General features: G+C 69.3%; 16 protein-coding genes. 9 read left to right on the forward strand and 7 right to left on the reverse strand.

The window, feature by feature from the left end:
• Positions 1-121: 121 nt before the first annotated feature.
• Complete coding sequence (locus GLO27_RS14970) at positions 122-457, forward strand: hypothetical protein (RefSeq protein WP_167254877.1); 336 nt, start codon at positions 122-124, stop codon at positions 455-457.
• Here the strand turns inward: GLO27_RS14970 and GLO27_RS14975 are convergent, their stop codons facing one another.
• Positions 458-1114: an alpha/beta fold hydrolase gene (locus GLO27_RS14975; RefSeq protein WP_167255553.1), complete on the reverse strand. Its 657-nt coding sequence runs from the start codon at positions 1112-1114 to the stop codon at positions 458-460.
• Between the two features lie 72 nt (positions 1115-1186).
• Between GLO27_RS14975 and GLO27_RS14980 the strand changes: the two genes are divergently transcribed.
• Positions 1187-1792, forward strand: a complete 606-nt coding sequence (locus GLO27_RS14980; protein ID WP_021201180.1) for an NUDIX hydrolase family protein — start codon at positions 1187-1189, stop codon at positions 1790-1792.
• Between the two features lie 28 nt (positions 1793-1820).
• Here the strand turns inward: GLO27_RS14980 and GLO27_RS14985 are convergent, their stop codons facing one another.
• Positions 1821-2888 (reverse strand): low specificity L-threonine aldolase, encoded by a 1068-nt coding sequence (locus tag GLO27_RS14985; RefSeq protein ID WP_167255555.1) that lies wholly within the window; start codon positions 2886-2888, stop codon positions 1821-1823.
• Between the two features lie 101 nt (positions 2889-2989).
• Here GLO27_RS14985 and GLO27_RS14990 point away from each other — a divergent pair, with 101 nt between their 5' ends.
• Positions 2990-4444 carry an MFS transporter gene (locus GLO27_RS14990; RefSeq protein WP_167255557.1) on the forward strand — a complete coding sequence of 485 codons (1455 nt, stop codon included), beginning with the start codon at positions 2990-2992 and terminating at the stop codon, positions 4442-4444.
• A 12-nt stretch (positions 4445-4456) separates the two neighbouring features.
• Here GLO27_RS14990 and GLO27_RS14995 read toward each other — a convergent pair whose 3' ends face one another.
• Entirely contained in the window at positions 4457-5116 is a 660-nt protein-coding gene (locus tag GLO27_RS14995; protein WP_167255559.1) for an SDR family oxidoreductase, read from the reverse strand.
• Positions 5117-5252: 136 nt separating this feature from the next.
• A complete protein-coding gene (locus tag GLO27_RS15000) occupies positions 5253-6692 on the reverse strand; it encodes a DUF6421 family protein (RefSeq protein WP_029260009.1) in 1440 nt (479 codons plus the stop codon).
• 72 nt (positions 6693-6764) lie between these two features.
• Between GLO27_RS15000 and GLO27_RS15005 the strand changes: the two genes are divergently transcribed.
• A complete protein-coding gene (locus GLO27_RS15005; RefSeq protein ID WP_017829260.1) occupies positions 6765-7223 on the forward strand; it encodes an Lrp/AsnC family transcriptional regulator in 459 nt (152 codons plus the stop codon).
• A 15-nt stretch (positions 7224-7238) separates the two neighbouring features.
• Here the strand turns inward: GLO27_RS15005 and GLO27_RS15010 are convergent, their stop codons facing one another.
• Positions 7239-8264: a DUF5937 family protein gene (locus tag GLO27_RS15010; protein ID WP_081859773.1), complete on the reverse strand. Its 1026-nt coding sequence runs from the start codon at positions 8262-8264 to the stop codon at positions 7239-7241.
• A 45-nt stretch (positions 8265-8309) separates the two neighbouring features.
• Between GLO27_RS15010 and GLO27_RS15015 the strand changes: the two genes are divergently transcribed.
• The 3 genes from GLO27_RS15015 to GLO27_RS15025 are packed head-to-tail and all read left to right on the forward strand — an operon-like array spanning position 8310 to position 10003.
• A complete protein-coding gene (locus GLO27_RS15015; RefSeq protein ID WP_021201173.1) occupies positions 8310-8672 on the forward strand; it encodes a cupin domain-containing protein in 363 nt (120 codons plus the stop codon).
• Positions 8673-8686: 14 nt separating this feature from the next.
• Positions 8687-8977 carry a DUF4287 domain-containing protein gene (locus GLO27_RS15020; protein WP_021201172.1) on the forward strand — a complete coding sequence of 97 codons (291 nt, stop codon included), beginning with the start codon at positions 8687-8689 and terminating at the stop codon, positions 8975-8977.
• 51 nt (positions 8978-9028) lie between these two features.
• On the forward strand, positions 9029-10003 hold the full coding sequence (locus GLO27_RS15025) for a 1,4-dihydroxy-2-naphthoate polyprenyltransferase (protein WP_136024438.1): 975 nt from the start codon (positions 9029-9031) through the stop codon (positions 10001-10003).
• Positions 10004-10018: 15 nt separating this feature from the next.
• On the opposite strand, the gene GLO27_RS15030 is transcribed toward GLO27_RS15025, so the two are convergent.
• Complete coding sequence (locus tag GLO27_RS15030) at positions 10019-10324, reverse strand: DUF4229 domain-containing protein (RefSeq protein ID WP_136024437.1); 306 nt, start codon at positions 10322-10324, stop codon at positions 10019-10021.
• A 9-nt stretch (positions 10325-10333) separates the two neighbouring features.
• On the reverse strand, positions 10334-11368 hold the full coding sequence (locus GLO27_RS15035) for a hypothetical protein (protein WP_021201169.1): 1035 nt from the start codon (positions 11366-11368) through the stop codon (positions 10334-10336).
• Positions 11369-11673: 305 nt separating this feature from the next.
• Here GLO27_RS15035 and GLO27_RS15040 point away from each other — a divergent pair, with 305 nt between their 5' ends.
• Positions 11674-12654 carry a glycosyltransferase family 2 protein gene (locus GLO27_RS15040; protein WP_167255561.1) on the forward strand — a complete coding sequence of 327 codons (981 nt, stop codon included), beginning with the start codon at positions 11674-11676 and terminating at the stop codon, positions 12652-12654.
• Entirely contained in the window at positions 12651-13997 is a 1347-nt protein-coding gene (locus GLO27_RS15045) for a polysialyltransferase family glycosyltransferase (protein ID WP_021201167.1), read from the forward strand. The genes GLO27_RS15040 and GLO27_RS15045 overlap by 4 nt, the downstream gene beginning before the upstream one ends.
• Positions 13998-14010 lie beyond the last annotated feature (13 nt).

Consider the following 14010-nt stretch of genomic DNA (forward strand, 5'->3'; position numbering starts at 1 on the left):
ACACGGCGGACAGGACTCCCCGACGATACCCGGGGCTGTCAGGATCGCGCAACCCCCGGGCGTGTCGGACATCCGTCGTGCGGGGGATGCCGTCGAGCCGGCGGATCCGTACCGTGGAGTCATGGCAGATCAGAATCCGAGTCCGCAGGAGTCGCGTTCGCGCATGGGCTTGGGCGTGGGGCTCGCGCTCGGGGTGGCGATCGGAGCGTCGATGGGTGCCGCCCTGCAGAACTGGGCGCTCGGTATCGGGATCGGAGTGGCGATCGGTGTCGCGCTCTCCGTCGCCATCACGTCGGGCGGGGGTTCCCGCCCGGGAAGACAGCCTGAGGGCGACCCTGATGACGACCCTGACGACGGCCCTGACAGCGACGGCCCTGACGGCGACGACACCGACGACGGCCCTGACGGCGATCCCGGCGCTTCCGCGGAGAAGCCCGACGAGAAGCCCGAGCTCTGATCAGCCGGTGGTGATCCCCTCCAGCCACTTCGTGAAGAACCGGTGCACGTCGGTCAGCTCCTCTTCGGAGATGCTGTGGGTGAGTCCGGTGTACACGCGACCGGACAGCTCGGAGTGCGCGGGCAGCCACTGCGCGGTGTGATCGATCAACGCGGGCGGGATGACGTCGTCGTGCGTGCCCCGACCCCAGAACACGTGCGGGCGCAGTTCTGCCAGCGACTCGTCGTTCGGCAGCTCGCCCGGTGCCGCATACCCGCTCAGGACCGCGACGGCCCCGAAGCGCTCCGGGGCCAGGCGCAGAGCCTGCAGCGACACCGCCGCGCCCTGAGAGAAGCCGAGCAGGGCGACCGAGGGGGCATCGGCCGCCGCGGTGTCGAGCCAGCGCAGAAAGGCCTCCGCGGCGGCGGTCACGGCCTCGGAGCTGCGCCCGTCGAGCCCCTCGATCGGATACCAGGAACGCCCGGGCATCGGCCACGGCGGTGCGAGGGGCGCGGCCACGGACGCCACGGCGATGCCCTCGGGGAGGTAGGGGACGAGGCCGAACAGGTCGTGCTCGTCGGCACCGTAGCCGTGCAGCAGGACCAGCAGTGGCATCCCCGCGCGGTCGGGGGACGACCATCGGGTCGCGGTGTCGTCGATCGTCAGGTTCTCGCTCACACCGTCATCCTGCCAGGGGCGACCGACGTGCGCGCGGTGTCGGTTCGCAGAAGCGGCTGGTAGAAAGGACACATGGCCGTCCGCACACCTGATCCCGATCCGGAGCCCGATGACGACGGTCTCGGCGACTTCCCGGATTCGAACCGGCCCGCGCCCGACGCGAATCCCGGCTGGCTGAGCGAGTTCGAGCTCGAAGAGGCTCGGCGCCGTCTGCCGATGCTCTACGTCGAGGCGATCCCGGTGCGCACCGACGGCTCCGGCCAGGTGATCGAGATCGGCATCCTGCTGCGCTCCACTCCGATGGGCGAGATGACCCGCACGATCGTGTCCGGTCGCGTCCGCTTCGGTGAGACGATCCGCGACGCCCTCTTCCGCCACGTCGAGAACGACCTGGGCCCGATGGCCTTCCCGCTGCTGCCGCCGCAGCCGCTGCCGTTCACGGTGGCCGAGTACTTCCCGATCCCCGGGGTGAGTGCGTTCCACGACGATCGGCAGCACGCCGTGTCGCTGGCGTTCGTGGTGCCGGTGACGGGAACGTGCGAGCCGCGTCAGGACGCTCTCGAGGTCACCTGGTTCTCGCCGGAGGCCGCCGGCTCCGACGCGGTCGCCGCCGAGATGGAGAACGGCCGGGGCACGCTCATCCGACAGGCTCTCGCGAGCCTCGGTCTGCTGCGCTGACGTCTTCTGCGCCGACGTTCGCGGAGGGTCAGGCCGTGGTGAGCCGGGCGAGTTCGGCGACGAAGGCGTCGACGTCGGCTTGCTCGGTGTCGAAGCCGCACATCCACCGCACCTCCTTGCGCGCCGCGTCCCAGTCGTAGAAGCGGAACGAGTCGCGGAGCTGGTCGGCGACGCCGTCGGGGAGCGTGGCGAACACGCCGTTGGACTGGGTCGGCTGGGTGAATCCGACGCCCCGGATGGAGCCGTCGGCGATGCCGGCCTCGATCTCGGAACGCAGACGGGCCGCCATGGCGTTGGCGTGCTGGGCGTTGCGCAACCAGAGGTCGCTCTCGAGCAGGGCGATCAGCTGCGCCGACACGAACCGCATCTTCGACGACAGCTGCATGTTGAACTTGCGCGAGTACTTCAGTCCGTGGGAGGCCTCGGGGTTCAGCACGACGATCGCCTCGCCGAGCATGGCACCGTTCTTCGTCCCGCCGAAGGTGAGCACGTCGACACCCGCGTCACGGGTGAACGCGCGCAGCGGCAGGTCGAGGGCGGCAGCGGCGTTCGAGAGGCGTGCGCCGTCGAGGTGCAGCTTCATGCCGCGCTCATGCACGTGGTCGGCGATCGTGCGGATCTCTTCGGCCGTGTACAGCGTGCCGAGCTCGGTGGTCTGGGTGATCGAGACGACCAGCGGCTGCGCGCGGTGCTCGTCGCCCCAGCCCCAGGCCTCGCGGTCGATCAGCTCGGGGGTGAGCTTGCCGTCGTCGGTGGCGACCGTGAGCAGCTTGAAGCCGCCGATCTTCTCGGGCGCCGCAGCCTCGTCGACGTTGATGTGCGCGGTGGATGCGGCGATCACCGCGCCCCAACGCGGCAGCATCGACTGCAGGCCGGTCACGTTCGCGCCGGTGCCGTTGAACACCGGGAACGCCTCCACGCCCTCGCCGAAGTGCTCCTGGAAGACCTCCTGCAGGCGCGCGGTGTACGCGTCCTCGCCGTAGGCGCTCTGGTGGCCGCCGTTCGCCGCGACGATCGCCGCAAGGATCTCGGGGTGGATACCGGAGTAGTTGTCACTGGCGAAGCCCCGGATCGCGGGGTCATGCTGGATGCTCACCTCCCCAGCCTAATTGTCCGGCCGGTGCTCGCGGTGCGACGACGATGCTCTGTCCGGAGAGGGGCTTCCGGATGTCGGAGGCCGGTCCTACCCTCTTAGGCATGCAGCGCACCGCAGCGAAGAGGGCCTTCGCCAACGTCCTCGTCAACACGCTCATCGCGAACGTGACGACGAGCTTCCTGTGGTTCGCGCTCACGTTCTGGGTCTACATCGAGACGCAGTCGGTGCTGGCCACGGGCATCATCGGCGGTGCCTACATGCTGTTCGTCGCGTTCTTCGCGATGGCGTTCGGCACGATCGTCGATCGAAACCGCAAGCACACCGTCATGGTGATCTCGAGCGTCATCTCGGCTGTCGCTTTCATGGTGGCCGGGGTGCTCTACCTCTGGCAGCCCGAGGCGGCCCTGCTCGACCTGGGAGGACCGTGGTTCTGGCTGTTCTCTGGCATCATCCTGTTCGGCGGAGTCATCGAGCAGCTGCGCAACATCGCGCTGTCCACGACGGTCACCCTGCTCATCCCCGAAGAGAGACGTGCGAACGCCAACGGCCTGGTCGGCACGGTGCAGGGCATCGCCTTCCTCGTCACGAGCGTGTTCTCGGGACTCTCGATCGGCTTCCTCGGCATGGGGTGGACGCTCGCGATCGCGATCGCCGCCATGGCGCTCACGTTCGTGCATCTGCTGTTCGTACGCATCCCCGAGGGCAATCCGGAGCCCGACCCGAACGCGTCGAGCGCGCTCGACTTCCGGGGGAGCGTGCGGGCCATCCGGCTGGCTCCCGGCCTCTTCGCACTGATCATCTTCTCCACGTTCAACAACCTCATCGGCGGCGTCTACATGGCGCTCATGGATCCTTACGGGCTGACGCTCTTCGACGCCCAGACCTGGGGATTCGCCCTGGCGTTCGCGTCGACCGGATTCCTGGTCGGCGGGGGACTCGTGGCCAAGTTCGGTCTCGGTCCGAAGCCGATGCGCACGATGCTGCTCGTGGTCATCGCGATGGGGCTGCTGGGCTCCGTGTTCATGCTGCGGGAGTGGTGGCCGCTGTATGTGGTCGGCATGTGGGTGTACATGGCGCTGGTGCCTCCGGTGGAGGCGGCCGAGCAGACCGTGATCCAGAAGGTCGTGCCGTTCGAGCGGCAGGGGCGCGTGTTCGGAGTGGCCGCCGCGATGGAGGCGGCAGCGGCCCCGATCACCGCATTCCTGATCGCACCGATCGCCGAGTTCCTGATCATCCCGTACATGGACACGGCGCAGGGGCAGCGGCAGTGGGGGTGGCTGCTCGGCGAGGGAGAGGCTCGAGGCATCGCGCTCATCTGCCTGTTCGCCGGACTGATCATGGTCGTCGCCGCCACCCTGGCCTTCTTCACCCGCTCGTATCGCAAGCTCACAGAGCTGTACGCAGAGGCTCCGGAGCAGGAGGTCGCGGGGGCGGAGGAGGAGATCTCGGACCGGACACCGGACGATGACGAGACCGAGCCCGTCGTGACCCGGCGTGCGGACGCGCCGCCCGTCGTGCCGGGGATGCCCCCCGAATCCGGGGGACCGCGTCGGTGATCCCGGGCGGAATCAGGCCACGTCGAACACCCGGTCATTGAGCTCGGCGGCGTCCGCATCCCACAGCGCGACGATCCGTGCAGCGAGCACCTCGGCGTCGAGCGCCTGGGCGCGGAACACGACGGATGCGGCCCGCAGTGGCTCCCCGGCCTCGCGCGACGCCTTGGCATACCCCTGAGCGACCGCTCGGGCCCAGGCTTCGCTCGCGGCCTTGACGGCGGCGTAGTTCGCCCCGCCGGCGAGGGGACGTGCGACGGCGGTCGAGGAGACGATCGCGAAGCGTCCGGCCGCGGAGGCGCGCAGGGCAGTGTCGAACGCCCGGCTCGTGGCGCGCACGGCTTCGAGTGCCGGCAGCAGTGCGGCGAAGTCAGCGTCGGATTGCCCGGCCAGCCCTCCACCACCGCGCCAGCCGCCGACCAGCGGGACCACCGCATCCACGGGGCCGATCCGCGAGGCCACGGCGGTCATCGCGTCGAGGGAGGTCGCATCGGCGACCTCGACCTGAGCCCCGGCATCTGCGAGTTCCCGCAGGCGCTCCGCGGAGCGGCCGGTGGCGATGACACGGGCATGCGCGGCGACCAGTGCGCGTGTGGCGGCGAGGCCGGCGGCGCTGGTCGCTCCGGCGAGGATGACGGTGCGTCCGGCGGCGTTCGAATCGGTGCGTTCAGCCATGTGTCCACTCTTCCGCGTCGTCGGGGCTTCTGCGGCCGGAACCCGCGGAGAGATCCGCAGAACAGGTTCCGGCCGCAGCGCGGTGCGCCCCAGCGTCACACTCGGAACGCGCGCGGTGCGCGCGTGGTCTTCATCCTCAGTCGTCGGTACCGCGGATGCCGACAGTCGACTCGATGACCGGCTTCATCTTCTTGTCGAGGGTCTCGAAGAACATCGACAGCGGGAACTCGTCGTCCATCACGGCGTCCGTGTAGCCCTTCGGCGCACCGGCGAGGATCTCGTCCGAGAGTCCGCGAGCCCACTGCGATGCCGGGTGCGGGGTGAGCGTGCCGCGCACCAGTTCGTATGCGGCGAGCCAGTGCGCGACCTTCGGGCGGTCGATCGAGTGCCAGTACAGGTCGTCGATCGCATCGCCCAGAGCCACCACGGCATCGGGCACGTTGTCCCAGTCGAACGCCAGAGCGGTGTCGGTCCAGTGCAGCACGCCGCGCTGGTGCAGCCATGCGAACAGCAGCTGCCCGCCGACCGCGTCGTAGTTGCGGGTGCGGGTGCCCGTGATCGAGAAGCGGAAGATGCGGTCGAAGATCACCGCGTACTGCACGAGGTGCGCGTAGTCGTGCATCTCCTGCTCGGTCGCGGTGAGCTCCTCGCCGGCGTCGATGCGTGCCGCGAGGGCGCGCTCGATCTTCACGGACTCGCGGAACGCCGTCATGTCGCAGCGCATCTCCTCGAGCGAATAGAGGAAGAACGGCATCCGCTGCTTGATCATGAACGGGTCGAACGGCAGGTCTCCACGCATGTGGGTGCGGTCGTGGATGATGTCCCACATCACGAACGTCTTCTCTGCCACCTGCTGATCGTCCAGCATCGCGGCCGCGCGCTCCGGCAGGTCGAGGTTGGTGATCTCGGCAGCGGCACGGGTGACGCGACGGTAGCGGGCCGCCTCGCGGTCCTGGAAGATCGCGCCCCATGTGAAGGACGGGATCTCGCGCATCGCGACGGTCTCGGGGAACAGCACGGCCGAGTTGGTGTCGTATCCGGGCGTGAAGTCGACCAGACGCAGCGAGACGAACAGCTTGTTGCCGTAGTCGCCCGCTTCGAGCGCCGCGATGAACTCCGGCCAGATCGTCTCGACGATCAGCGCTTCGACCAGGCGGTCGCTCGATCCGTTCTGCGTGTACATCGGGAACACGACGAGGTGACGGATGCCGTCGACGCGGTGCTGCTGCGGCTGGAAGGCCATGAGCGAGTCGAGGAAGTCCGGCACGCCGAAGTCCGAGGCGGACCAGCGGTCGAAGTCGACCACGGAGGCGGCGAGATACTCGGCGTCGTGCGGGAAGGCCGGGGCGAGCGCGTGGATCGCGGCGGTGATGGCGCCGACCAGCTCGCGGGCCGCGGCATGATGAGCGGCGTCCGGGATCGAGCCGTCCTTGATCTGCATCTCGCGGATCGCGATCGCCGCGTCCTTGAGCTGTGCCCAGGCGGTCGACTGCTCGGCGATCGATGCGTCCTCGACGACCTCGGGTTCGCCGACGATGGCCTGAACAGCGGAACTGTTGGCGGAAAGAAGGGACATCGGGACCTCCGATCGGAGCTTTTAACGGAAAGATTCCTGCACAAACGGAATCCTGACGATAATCTTACAGCCATGGATGACTCTGTCGACCGCGCGATCCTGACCGCGATCTCCCGTGACGGCCGTGCCACGCTCTCCCAGCTCTCGGATGCGGTGGGGCTGTCGGTCTCGGCGGTGCAGTCGCGCCTGCGTCGGTTGGAGACGCGGGGAGTCATCTCCGGATACCAGGCGATCCTCGACCCCGAGCAGGTGGGCACGCCGCTCTCGGCGTTCATCGAGATCACCCCGCTCGACCCGGCGCAGCCCGACAACGCGCCCGAGCTGCTGGAGCACCTGGACGCGATCGAGGCATGTCACTCCATCGCCGGCGATGCCAGTTACATGCTCTTCGTGCGGGTTCCGTCACCGCGTGCGCTCGAAGAACTGGTGCGCGACGTGCGGCTCGCGGCGAACGTCAGCACCCGCACGACCGTGGTCCTGCAGACGTACTACGAGCACCGGCCGATCATCCCGGTGGGCTCCACCGAGTAGTCGGACGAGCGGGCGTCAGAGCATCGCGCCGACCATCGCCTCGCCCAGCGGCGTGCGCAGATGCAGCATCCTGGCGCCGTCGCGTTCGCTGGCGATGAGACCGCCGCCCCGCAGCACCGAGAGGTGGTGCGATGCCGTCGATATCGCGATGTCGGCATCGCGTGCCACCTGCGAGGTCGTGCGGGCCGTGCCGGCGCCGAGCAGGATGGCCGCTCGGGCCGGCCCCAACAGGGCGCCGAGGGCGTCGGCGATCTCGGTGGCGTCGCGGGCCCATCCGGCCGTGACTCCCCGGGCGGGATAGAACAGGGTGGGCTGTGCCGGCGGCTCGGTGAGCACCATGCATCCCCATGACGACATGACGGACGGGACCAGGACCATGCCGCTTCCCCGGCAGTCGACCTGTTCGCTGTGGCGGCGCAGCGAGACGCGGACGGCACCGGACCCCCAGGTCACCTGTCGGTGCAGATCGCCGGCCATGCCGGCGATGCCCGCGCTCGCCATCGTGCGTGTGCGGACGGCGATGTCGGCGCGCAGCAGCCGGTCGAGCTGCGGCCACACCGGGGCGAGTGCGGCGTCCCACACGGCGCCCCACGCGTCGGCGATCAGGCTGCGGGCGCGGGCGGGGTGATCCCGCATCTCGCGGAGAGCCTCTCGCCGGGTTCCGCTCGACCGCGCCACCATCTTCCCGAAGTCGACGCGCATCGGGCCGAGGGATGCGGCACGCAGTTCGTCGAGCTCGATCTCGGGCGTGAGGTCCCAGCGGGGCGTGGTCGTCAGGAAGTCGGGCAAGTAGCCGTCGTCGCCGATCACAGTGGCGAGCAGCGCGACGTCGTCGCGGGGGAGGCGGTCGCGCACGGAACGCAGCCACCCCCATTGCAGGGGGTGGGCGGTCGGTCGCCGTAGTACCCGTACCGCGTGCGCGAGCTCGTGTCCGGGCGAGATGCCGAACCGCACCGCCTCGACGTCACCCGGGCTCAGGTGGAACTCGACGCGGTGATCGGGGTGCTCGACGCCCTCGATCGGGCCGGAGTTTCGATCCACGTCGAAACTCTAGGGACTCTTCGCGAGTCTGTCGAGACTGGTGCCATGAACAGCACATCACCATCGAACGGGGTCGTCTCCGGGGCGGACATCCGCATCGGTACGGGCGGCAGCCGCAGGTTCGTGGGAGCCGAGCACGGCGCCGAGGTGTCGTACTTCTTCGTCGAGAACCAGCCGGGGGAAGGGCCGGGGCTGCACTGGCATCCCTATCCTGAGACCTGGGTCGTGATCGAGGGCATTGCCTCGATCGCGGTGGGCGAGGAGACTTTCGTGGCCGGGGCGGGAGACACGGCCACCGGGCCCGCCTTCATCCCGCACCGCTTCACCAACGTGGGGGACGGGGTGCTCCGCATCATCGGCATCCACGCCTCCGCCACCATCATCCAGACGTTCCTCGATGAGGACTGACCACAGGAGCACCGATGTCCTTCCAGGCATACCTCGACAACATCGAGACCAAGACCGGCCTCACCCCGCGGCAGTTCATCGCGCTCGCGACCGAGAAGGGGTTCGACCGCACCACCAAGGCGACGCCGATCGTCGCGTGGCTCAAAGAGGACTACCAACTCGGTCAGGGGCACGCCATGGCGCTCGTGCACGTGATCACCAAGGGCCCGCAGATCAGCGACAAGCACGTGGGCACGGGCGGTGCCCACGCAGACGCGTCCGACACTCTGTGGCTCGACGGCAAGGACAGCAACCCGAACTCCTGATGGGCCCTCACGCTGAGGTCGGGCATCGCCCCGGCCAGTAGGATTCCCTGCGTGGCAGCATCCTCCCAGCGCAAGAAGAAGACCCCGACCGCGAAGCGCACCCCGGTCCGCACGAGCGGCAACCCGGCGAAGCGTCCGGCGGTCGAAGCGGGCCCCGTGACGGCCTCCGACTGGGTCGGGGCCGCGCGTCTTCGCACCCTTCCTCTCGCGATCGCGCCGGTCGTGATCGGCACGGGAGCCGCGCGCAGCACCGGGCCCGAGTTCCACTGGGTCATCGCGCTCGCCTGTCTCGCCGTCGCGGTGCTGCTGCAGATCGGCGTGAACTTCACGAACGACTACAGCGACGGCGTGCGCGGCACCGATGCCCACCGGGTAGGGCCCGCGCGCCTGACCGCATCCGGGCGGGTCGCGCCGCGCACCGTCCTCATCATCGGGCTGGTGTTCTTCGCGCTCGCCGCGCTCGTCGGGCTGGCGATCGTCGTGCGCACCGGACAGTGGTGGATGCTCGCGGTGGGCGCCGCCTGCATCGTGGCCGCCTGGTTCTACACCGGCGGCAAGCGGCCCTACGGCTACTACGGCCTCGGCGAGGTCTTCGTGTTCGTGTTCTTCGGGCTCGTCGCCACCCTCGGCACGACCTGGGTACAGATCTTCGCGCTGCCGCAGCAGGCGTGGCTCGGTGCGATCGCGACCGGTCTTTTCGCCTGCGCCGTGCTCCTCGCGAACAACCTGCGGGACATCGATCAGGACCGCGAAGTGGGAAAGCGCACGCTGACGGTGCTGATCGGACGCCGGGCCACCCAGGTGCTGTTCACCCTCTTCGTGATCGCGCCGTTCGGGATCGCGGCCTTCCTGGCGTTGGCGTTCCCGATCGCATGGATCTCGCTGCTGGCGCTGCTCGCAGGGCTCCCGGCGATCGCGATCGTGTGGTCCTACCGGCAGCCCAAGGAACTCGTGACCGCTTTGGCGCTCACGTCGCTGACGTCGCTGCTCTACGCGGGCGCCCTCTTCTGGGCGTTCGTCGGCTGAGCGCAGCCGGGGCGCTCAGGCCCTGGCGTCGCCGTCGATCGGGTCGTTCGACTCGTCGATGACCTGGTCCTCGGCGTCCGCATCGGCCTGTCCGGCGGACGAGCGGCTCTCGCGGCGTTCCTGCAACCGGGCGGAGGCGTCGGTGAGGGGCGCACGCAGGAACAGCATCGAGATGCTCATGCCGATCAGCGCGGCGAAGATCGCGGCGAGCCACCAGAACTCTCGGAAGATCGGGAAGAACACCCAGAGGATGGCGAGCGGGACGAGGAACGCCAGCAGCCGCAGCACGGTGTAGACGAGGAAAGGCGCGGGCTTCTTCACCCCTCCAGTCTACGTTCGCTGCGGACGGCCTCCGTCGCGGGTGCTGTCGTCGGTCCCGTCGTCGGTGCTGCGGGGGATGCCGAGTCGGGGGAAGGGGATGCCGCGCACCACGCGCCGCCACGGATGCTCGCCGAGCGACCACAGCAGTCCCGCCTCGAGGTCGAGGGCGAGGTCTTCGCATCCGACCGGCAGCGGCACCGGAGTCGGCGCGAGCGCCTCGCGCCGGCCGCTCCAGAGCGTACCGGGGTGCATACGGTCGGATTGCGACACGAAGTGCCGATCGCCCCAGCGGACGGCCCCCTGCATCCGCGGGATGCCCGGGGTGAAGCGATCGACCTCGGTGAAGTCGTCCTCGGCGCTCGCGGGGACGATGAACTCGCCGATCCGGCCGCTGTCATCCGTGCGGTGCTCACCGATGAGCACTCGCGGCAACGACGCGCCAGCGTCGTCGAACACGCGGCCGAGGTACGAGCAGCGCAGCGCGATCGGATGCGCGCGGGTGCGTACCGCGATGAGCGCCGTCGTGCGTCCACTGCGACCGCGTGCCCCGGCCAGTCGCTGAGCGAGTGCGCCGTGCACCTGACGGATGTCGGACATGTCGAATTCCCAGACACCGCGTCCTGTGGCCGCGGCGAACAGGCGATCCCCGAACCAGGCGAGCCCGCCGGCGTGGATCCGCGCCGGTTGCAGCTCGCCCTCGTCATCGGTGACCGCGAGCAGGATGTCGATGTGGCGCGAGCGCTCCAGATCGACGAGCGTGACGCGGGAGGCGAGGTGCTCCCCGGAGAGCTCCTGACGGAACCAGCTCACGGCCAGGGTGCGTCGCCCGCGCCACTCGCCGACGTCGACGCCCTGCGGGTACCAGCGCCTGGTCCACGTCCTCGCGCTGAGCCATCGCAGATCGACGGTGTCGCGACGACGCTGTCGCACGGGACGCCAGGTCGATCCGAAGGGCCAGAGCATGCTCCCATCGTCGTCGATGCGTCGCGCGGGTGCGAACCGAACCTCGAAGAGCGCGGCATCGCGGCGCGCAGATTCCATCATGCTGGCATGTATTATGTTACCGGAGGTCGATTTCGTCTCTGGGAACGAATGCGACGACGAAGAACGTCTCGGGGGAGTCTGATGGGGGTCAGACGACCCCGTGGCCCGCGGGGTCGTATCTGCGATCCTGCATCCCGAACGTGTCACGTTCGGCAGTGCGATGCACTGGGAGGTGTGGTTCCGTTCGGGTGCGGGACCACACCTCAGTGCTCGTCTCCGTGGACACCCATCGTTCACCTCCGCGTCGCCATCCGGCAACGACCGCCTGGCACCATTCCCGGACACCGTCCGTCTCCGGGAGTCCTGTGCGCACACCCTTCGTCACCGTCATCCTGCCCGCGAAAGACGCCGGCGAGTACATCGGGACGACGCTCGAAACGCTCACCCGCCAGTTCGACGATGCCGGAGCGGTCAAGCTCGTGGCCATCGACGACGGGTCCCGCGACGACACCGGCGAGCTCATGCAGAAGTACGCGCAGTGCTTCGATCACGCCGAGGTGCTCCGGAATCCGACGGCGCGCGGGCTCGCGACGGCCCGCAACCAAGGCCTCGCGCATGTCGAGGGCGACGCCTTCTGCTTCCTGGACGGCGACGACTGGATGCAGCCGCGGCGGCTCGAGGTACTGCTGTCGCGTATGCGGGAGCTCGGCTGCGACTTCGTGCGCACCGACCACGTCACGGTGACCGACGGACAGCGGGCGCTCGTCCGCGCACCGCACCCGTGGCGGGAGCGGGTGACACCGCCGCGAGAGGCGATCCTGCCCGAGAACGAGTCGACGATGGTCGACTATCCCTACGCCTGGGCAGGGCTCTTCCACCGCCGGATCATCGACAGCGGTCTCGCGGCGTTCCCGGAGGGCCTGTTCACAGCGGAGGACCGTCCTTGGATCTGGCGACTGCACCTGCAGGCCCGATCGTTCGCTGTGGTCGATGCGCCTGCCCTGCTCTACCGCCGAGGCGTCGCCACATCGCTGACGCAGGTGCACGATCGGCGGCAACTCGACTTCGCCAGGGCCATGAATGAGGTCGTCTCAGTGGTCGAGCAGGACGCGGAGGCGGAGCGCTTCCTGCCCAAGGTCGTCTGGACCGCACTCGCCCTCAGCTCCCACCACCTCGTGCGCGCACGGCGGATGAGCCCACAGCTGCGCACGGAGATGCGATCCGGGATCCGCGACATGCTCCGCCGGCTCCCCACTGATGAGGTGACTGCGGTGCTGGGGCGCTTCGACGGGCCGCGCCGCCGCGTGCTCGCGCGCATCCTCCGACAGGCAGGGAGTGCGGCATGACGCAGATCTTCGCGCTCCACAGCGCCTATGGCCTGGTGACGGCCGTCGCCGGGATCGATTCCGGACTCCTCGACGCGTCCGTCGGCGAGCGCCTCCTGGTTCCCTTCACCTCGTCTCGAGTGCCCGAGACGGTGGTCGGGATCGCGCACGACCCGGCGCTCGGATCTCTGCGTGCGCGGTTCGACCGTATCGAGCCGTGGGAAGACCTGCTCGGGCCCATGCATCCGAGTTCGTGGGAGCCGGCCGATTCCGACCTGCCGATGCTGGAGCGGCTGTTCGCACGCGCGTGGGATCTGGATCCTCACGATCTCGAACTGTTCGTGCAGAGTCCGCAGGTCGCGCCGGCCCGCACACTGATGGCGTTGTTCCCGCAGGCGCGCATCACGATCATCGGCGATGGTCTGATGACGTACTCGCCGATGCGGGTGCGGATCCCCTACTCCGTCGCCGCACGCATCGAACAGGTCGTCTACGCCGATGTCGTACCGGGGGTCCGACCGCTCGTCGGGTCACCCGGTGCACAGGTCGTGCCGGTGCCGCCGCGGGTGTTCGCCGCCGCCCTGCGCGAGACGGATGCCGGTTCCCCCGAGCCTCGGGACGAGGCCGGTCCGACGGTGCTCGTGCTCGGACAGTATCTGTCGGCGCTCGGACTGATGACGGCGGCTGCCGAGATCGATCTGCAGACGCGCCTGGTCGACCGCGCGGCGCAGTGGGGACCGCAGTGCATCGTGTTCAAACCGCATCCGGCCGCTCCGCCGCTGGTGACCGCCGCCGTCGAAGGGGCAGCGGCCCGTCGCGGCATCGACTTCGAGGAGTATCGCGGCCCCCTCCCCGCGGAACTGCTCGCCGAGCGACTGGACGCGGTGGCGGTGGTCGCCGGGTTCTCCACCGCGCTGCCGACCGTGCATGCGCTCTTCGGCCGGGCGATCGGTTCGGCGGGAAACGACACCGTGCTGGCCGCCCTGACGCCTTTCGAGAACAGCAACCGGATTCCCGTCACCCTGGTCGACGCCCTCACGCGTGAGGACTCGCCCTATGCCGATCCTGCCCGACTGCAGCTGCTCATCGACGCGGTCGGCTATGCGATGCAGCCGGAGATCGCCGGCCACCTGCGGGGTCGGGCCGAGGAACTGCTGCGTGGCCTCGACGCCGACGAGCGTGCTCGGTACTTCACGCCCCGACGGCTCGCCGAGCTGCGGCTGCCCGGTGCGCCGGCGGAGAACGCCCTGCGTCGTGCGCTGCGTCCTGCCGGGGGAGTGGGCAGGATCGAGGAGTGGCGCCTTCACGCCCTCGGGGCCAGGAGGCGGGCAGGGCGTGCGTGGCGGGCGCTACGCGGACGATGACGATGGCGACGAC

This window comes from Microbacterium sp. Be9 (genome assembly GCF_011754135.1).
GTDB classification, from domain to species: Bacteria; Actinomycetota; Actinomycetes; order Actinomycetales; family Microbacteriaceae; genus Microbacterium; species Microbacterium maritypicum_A.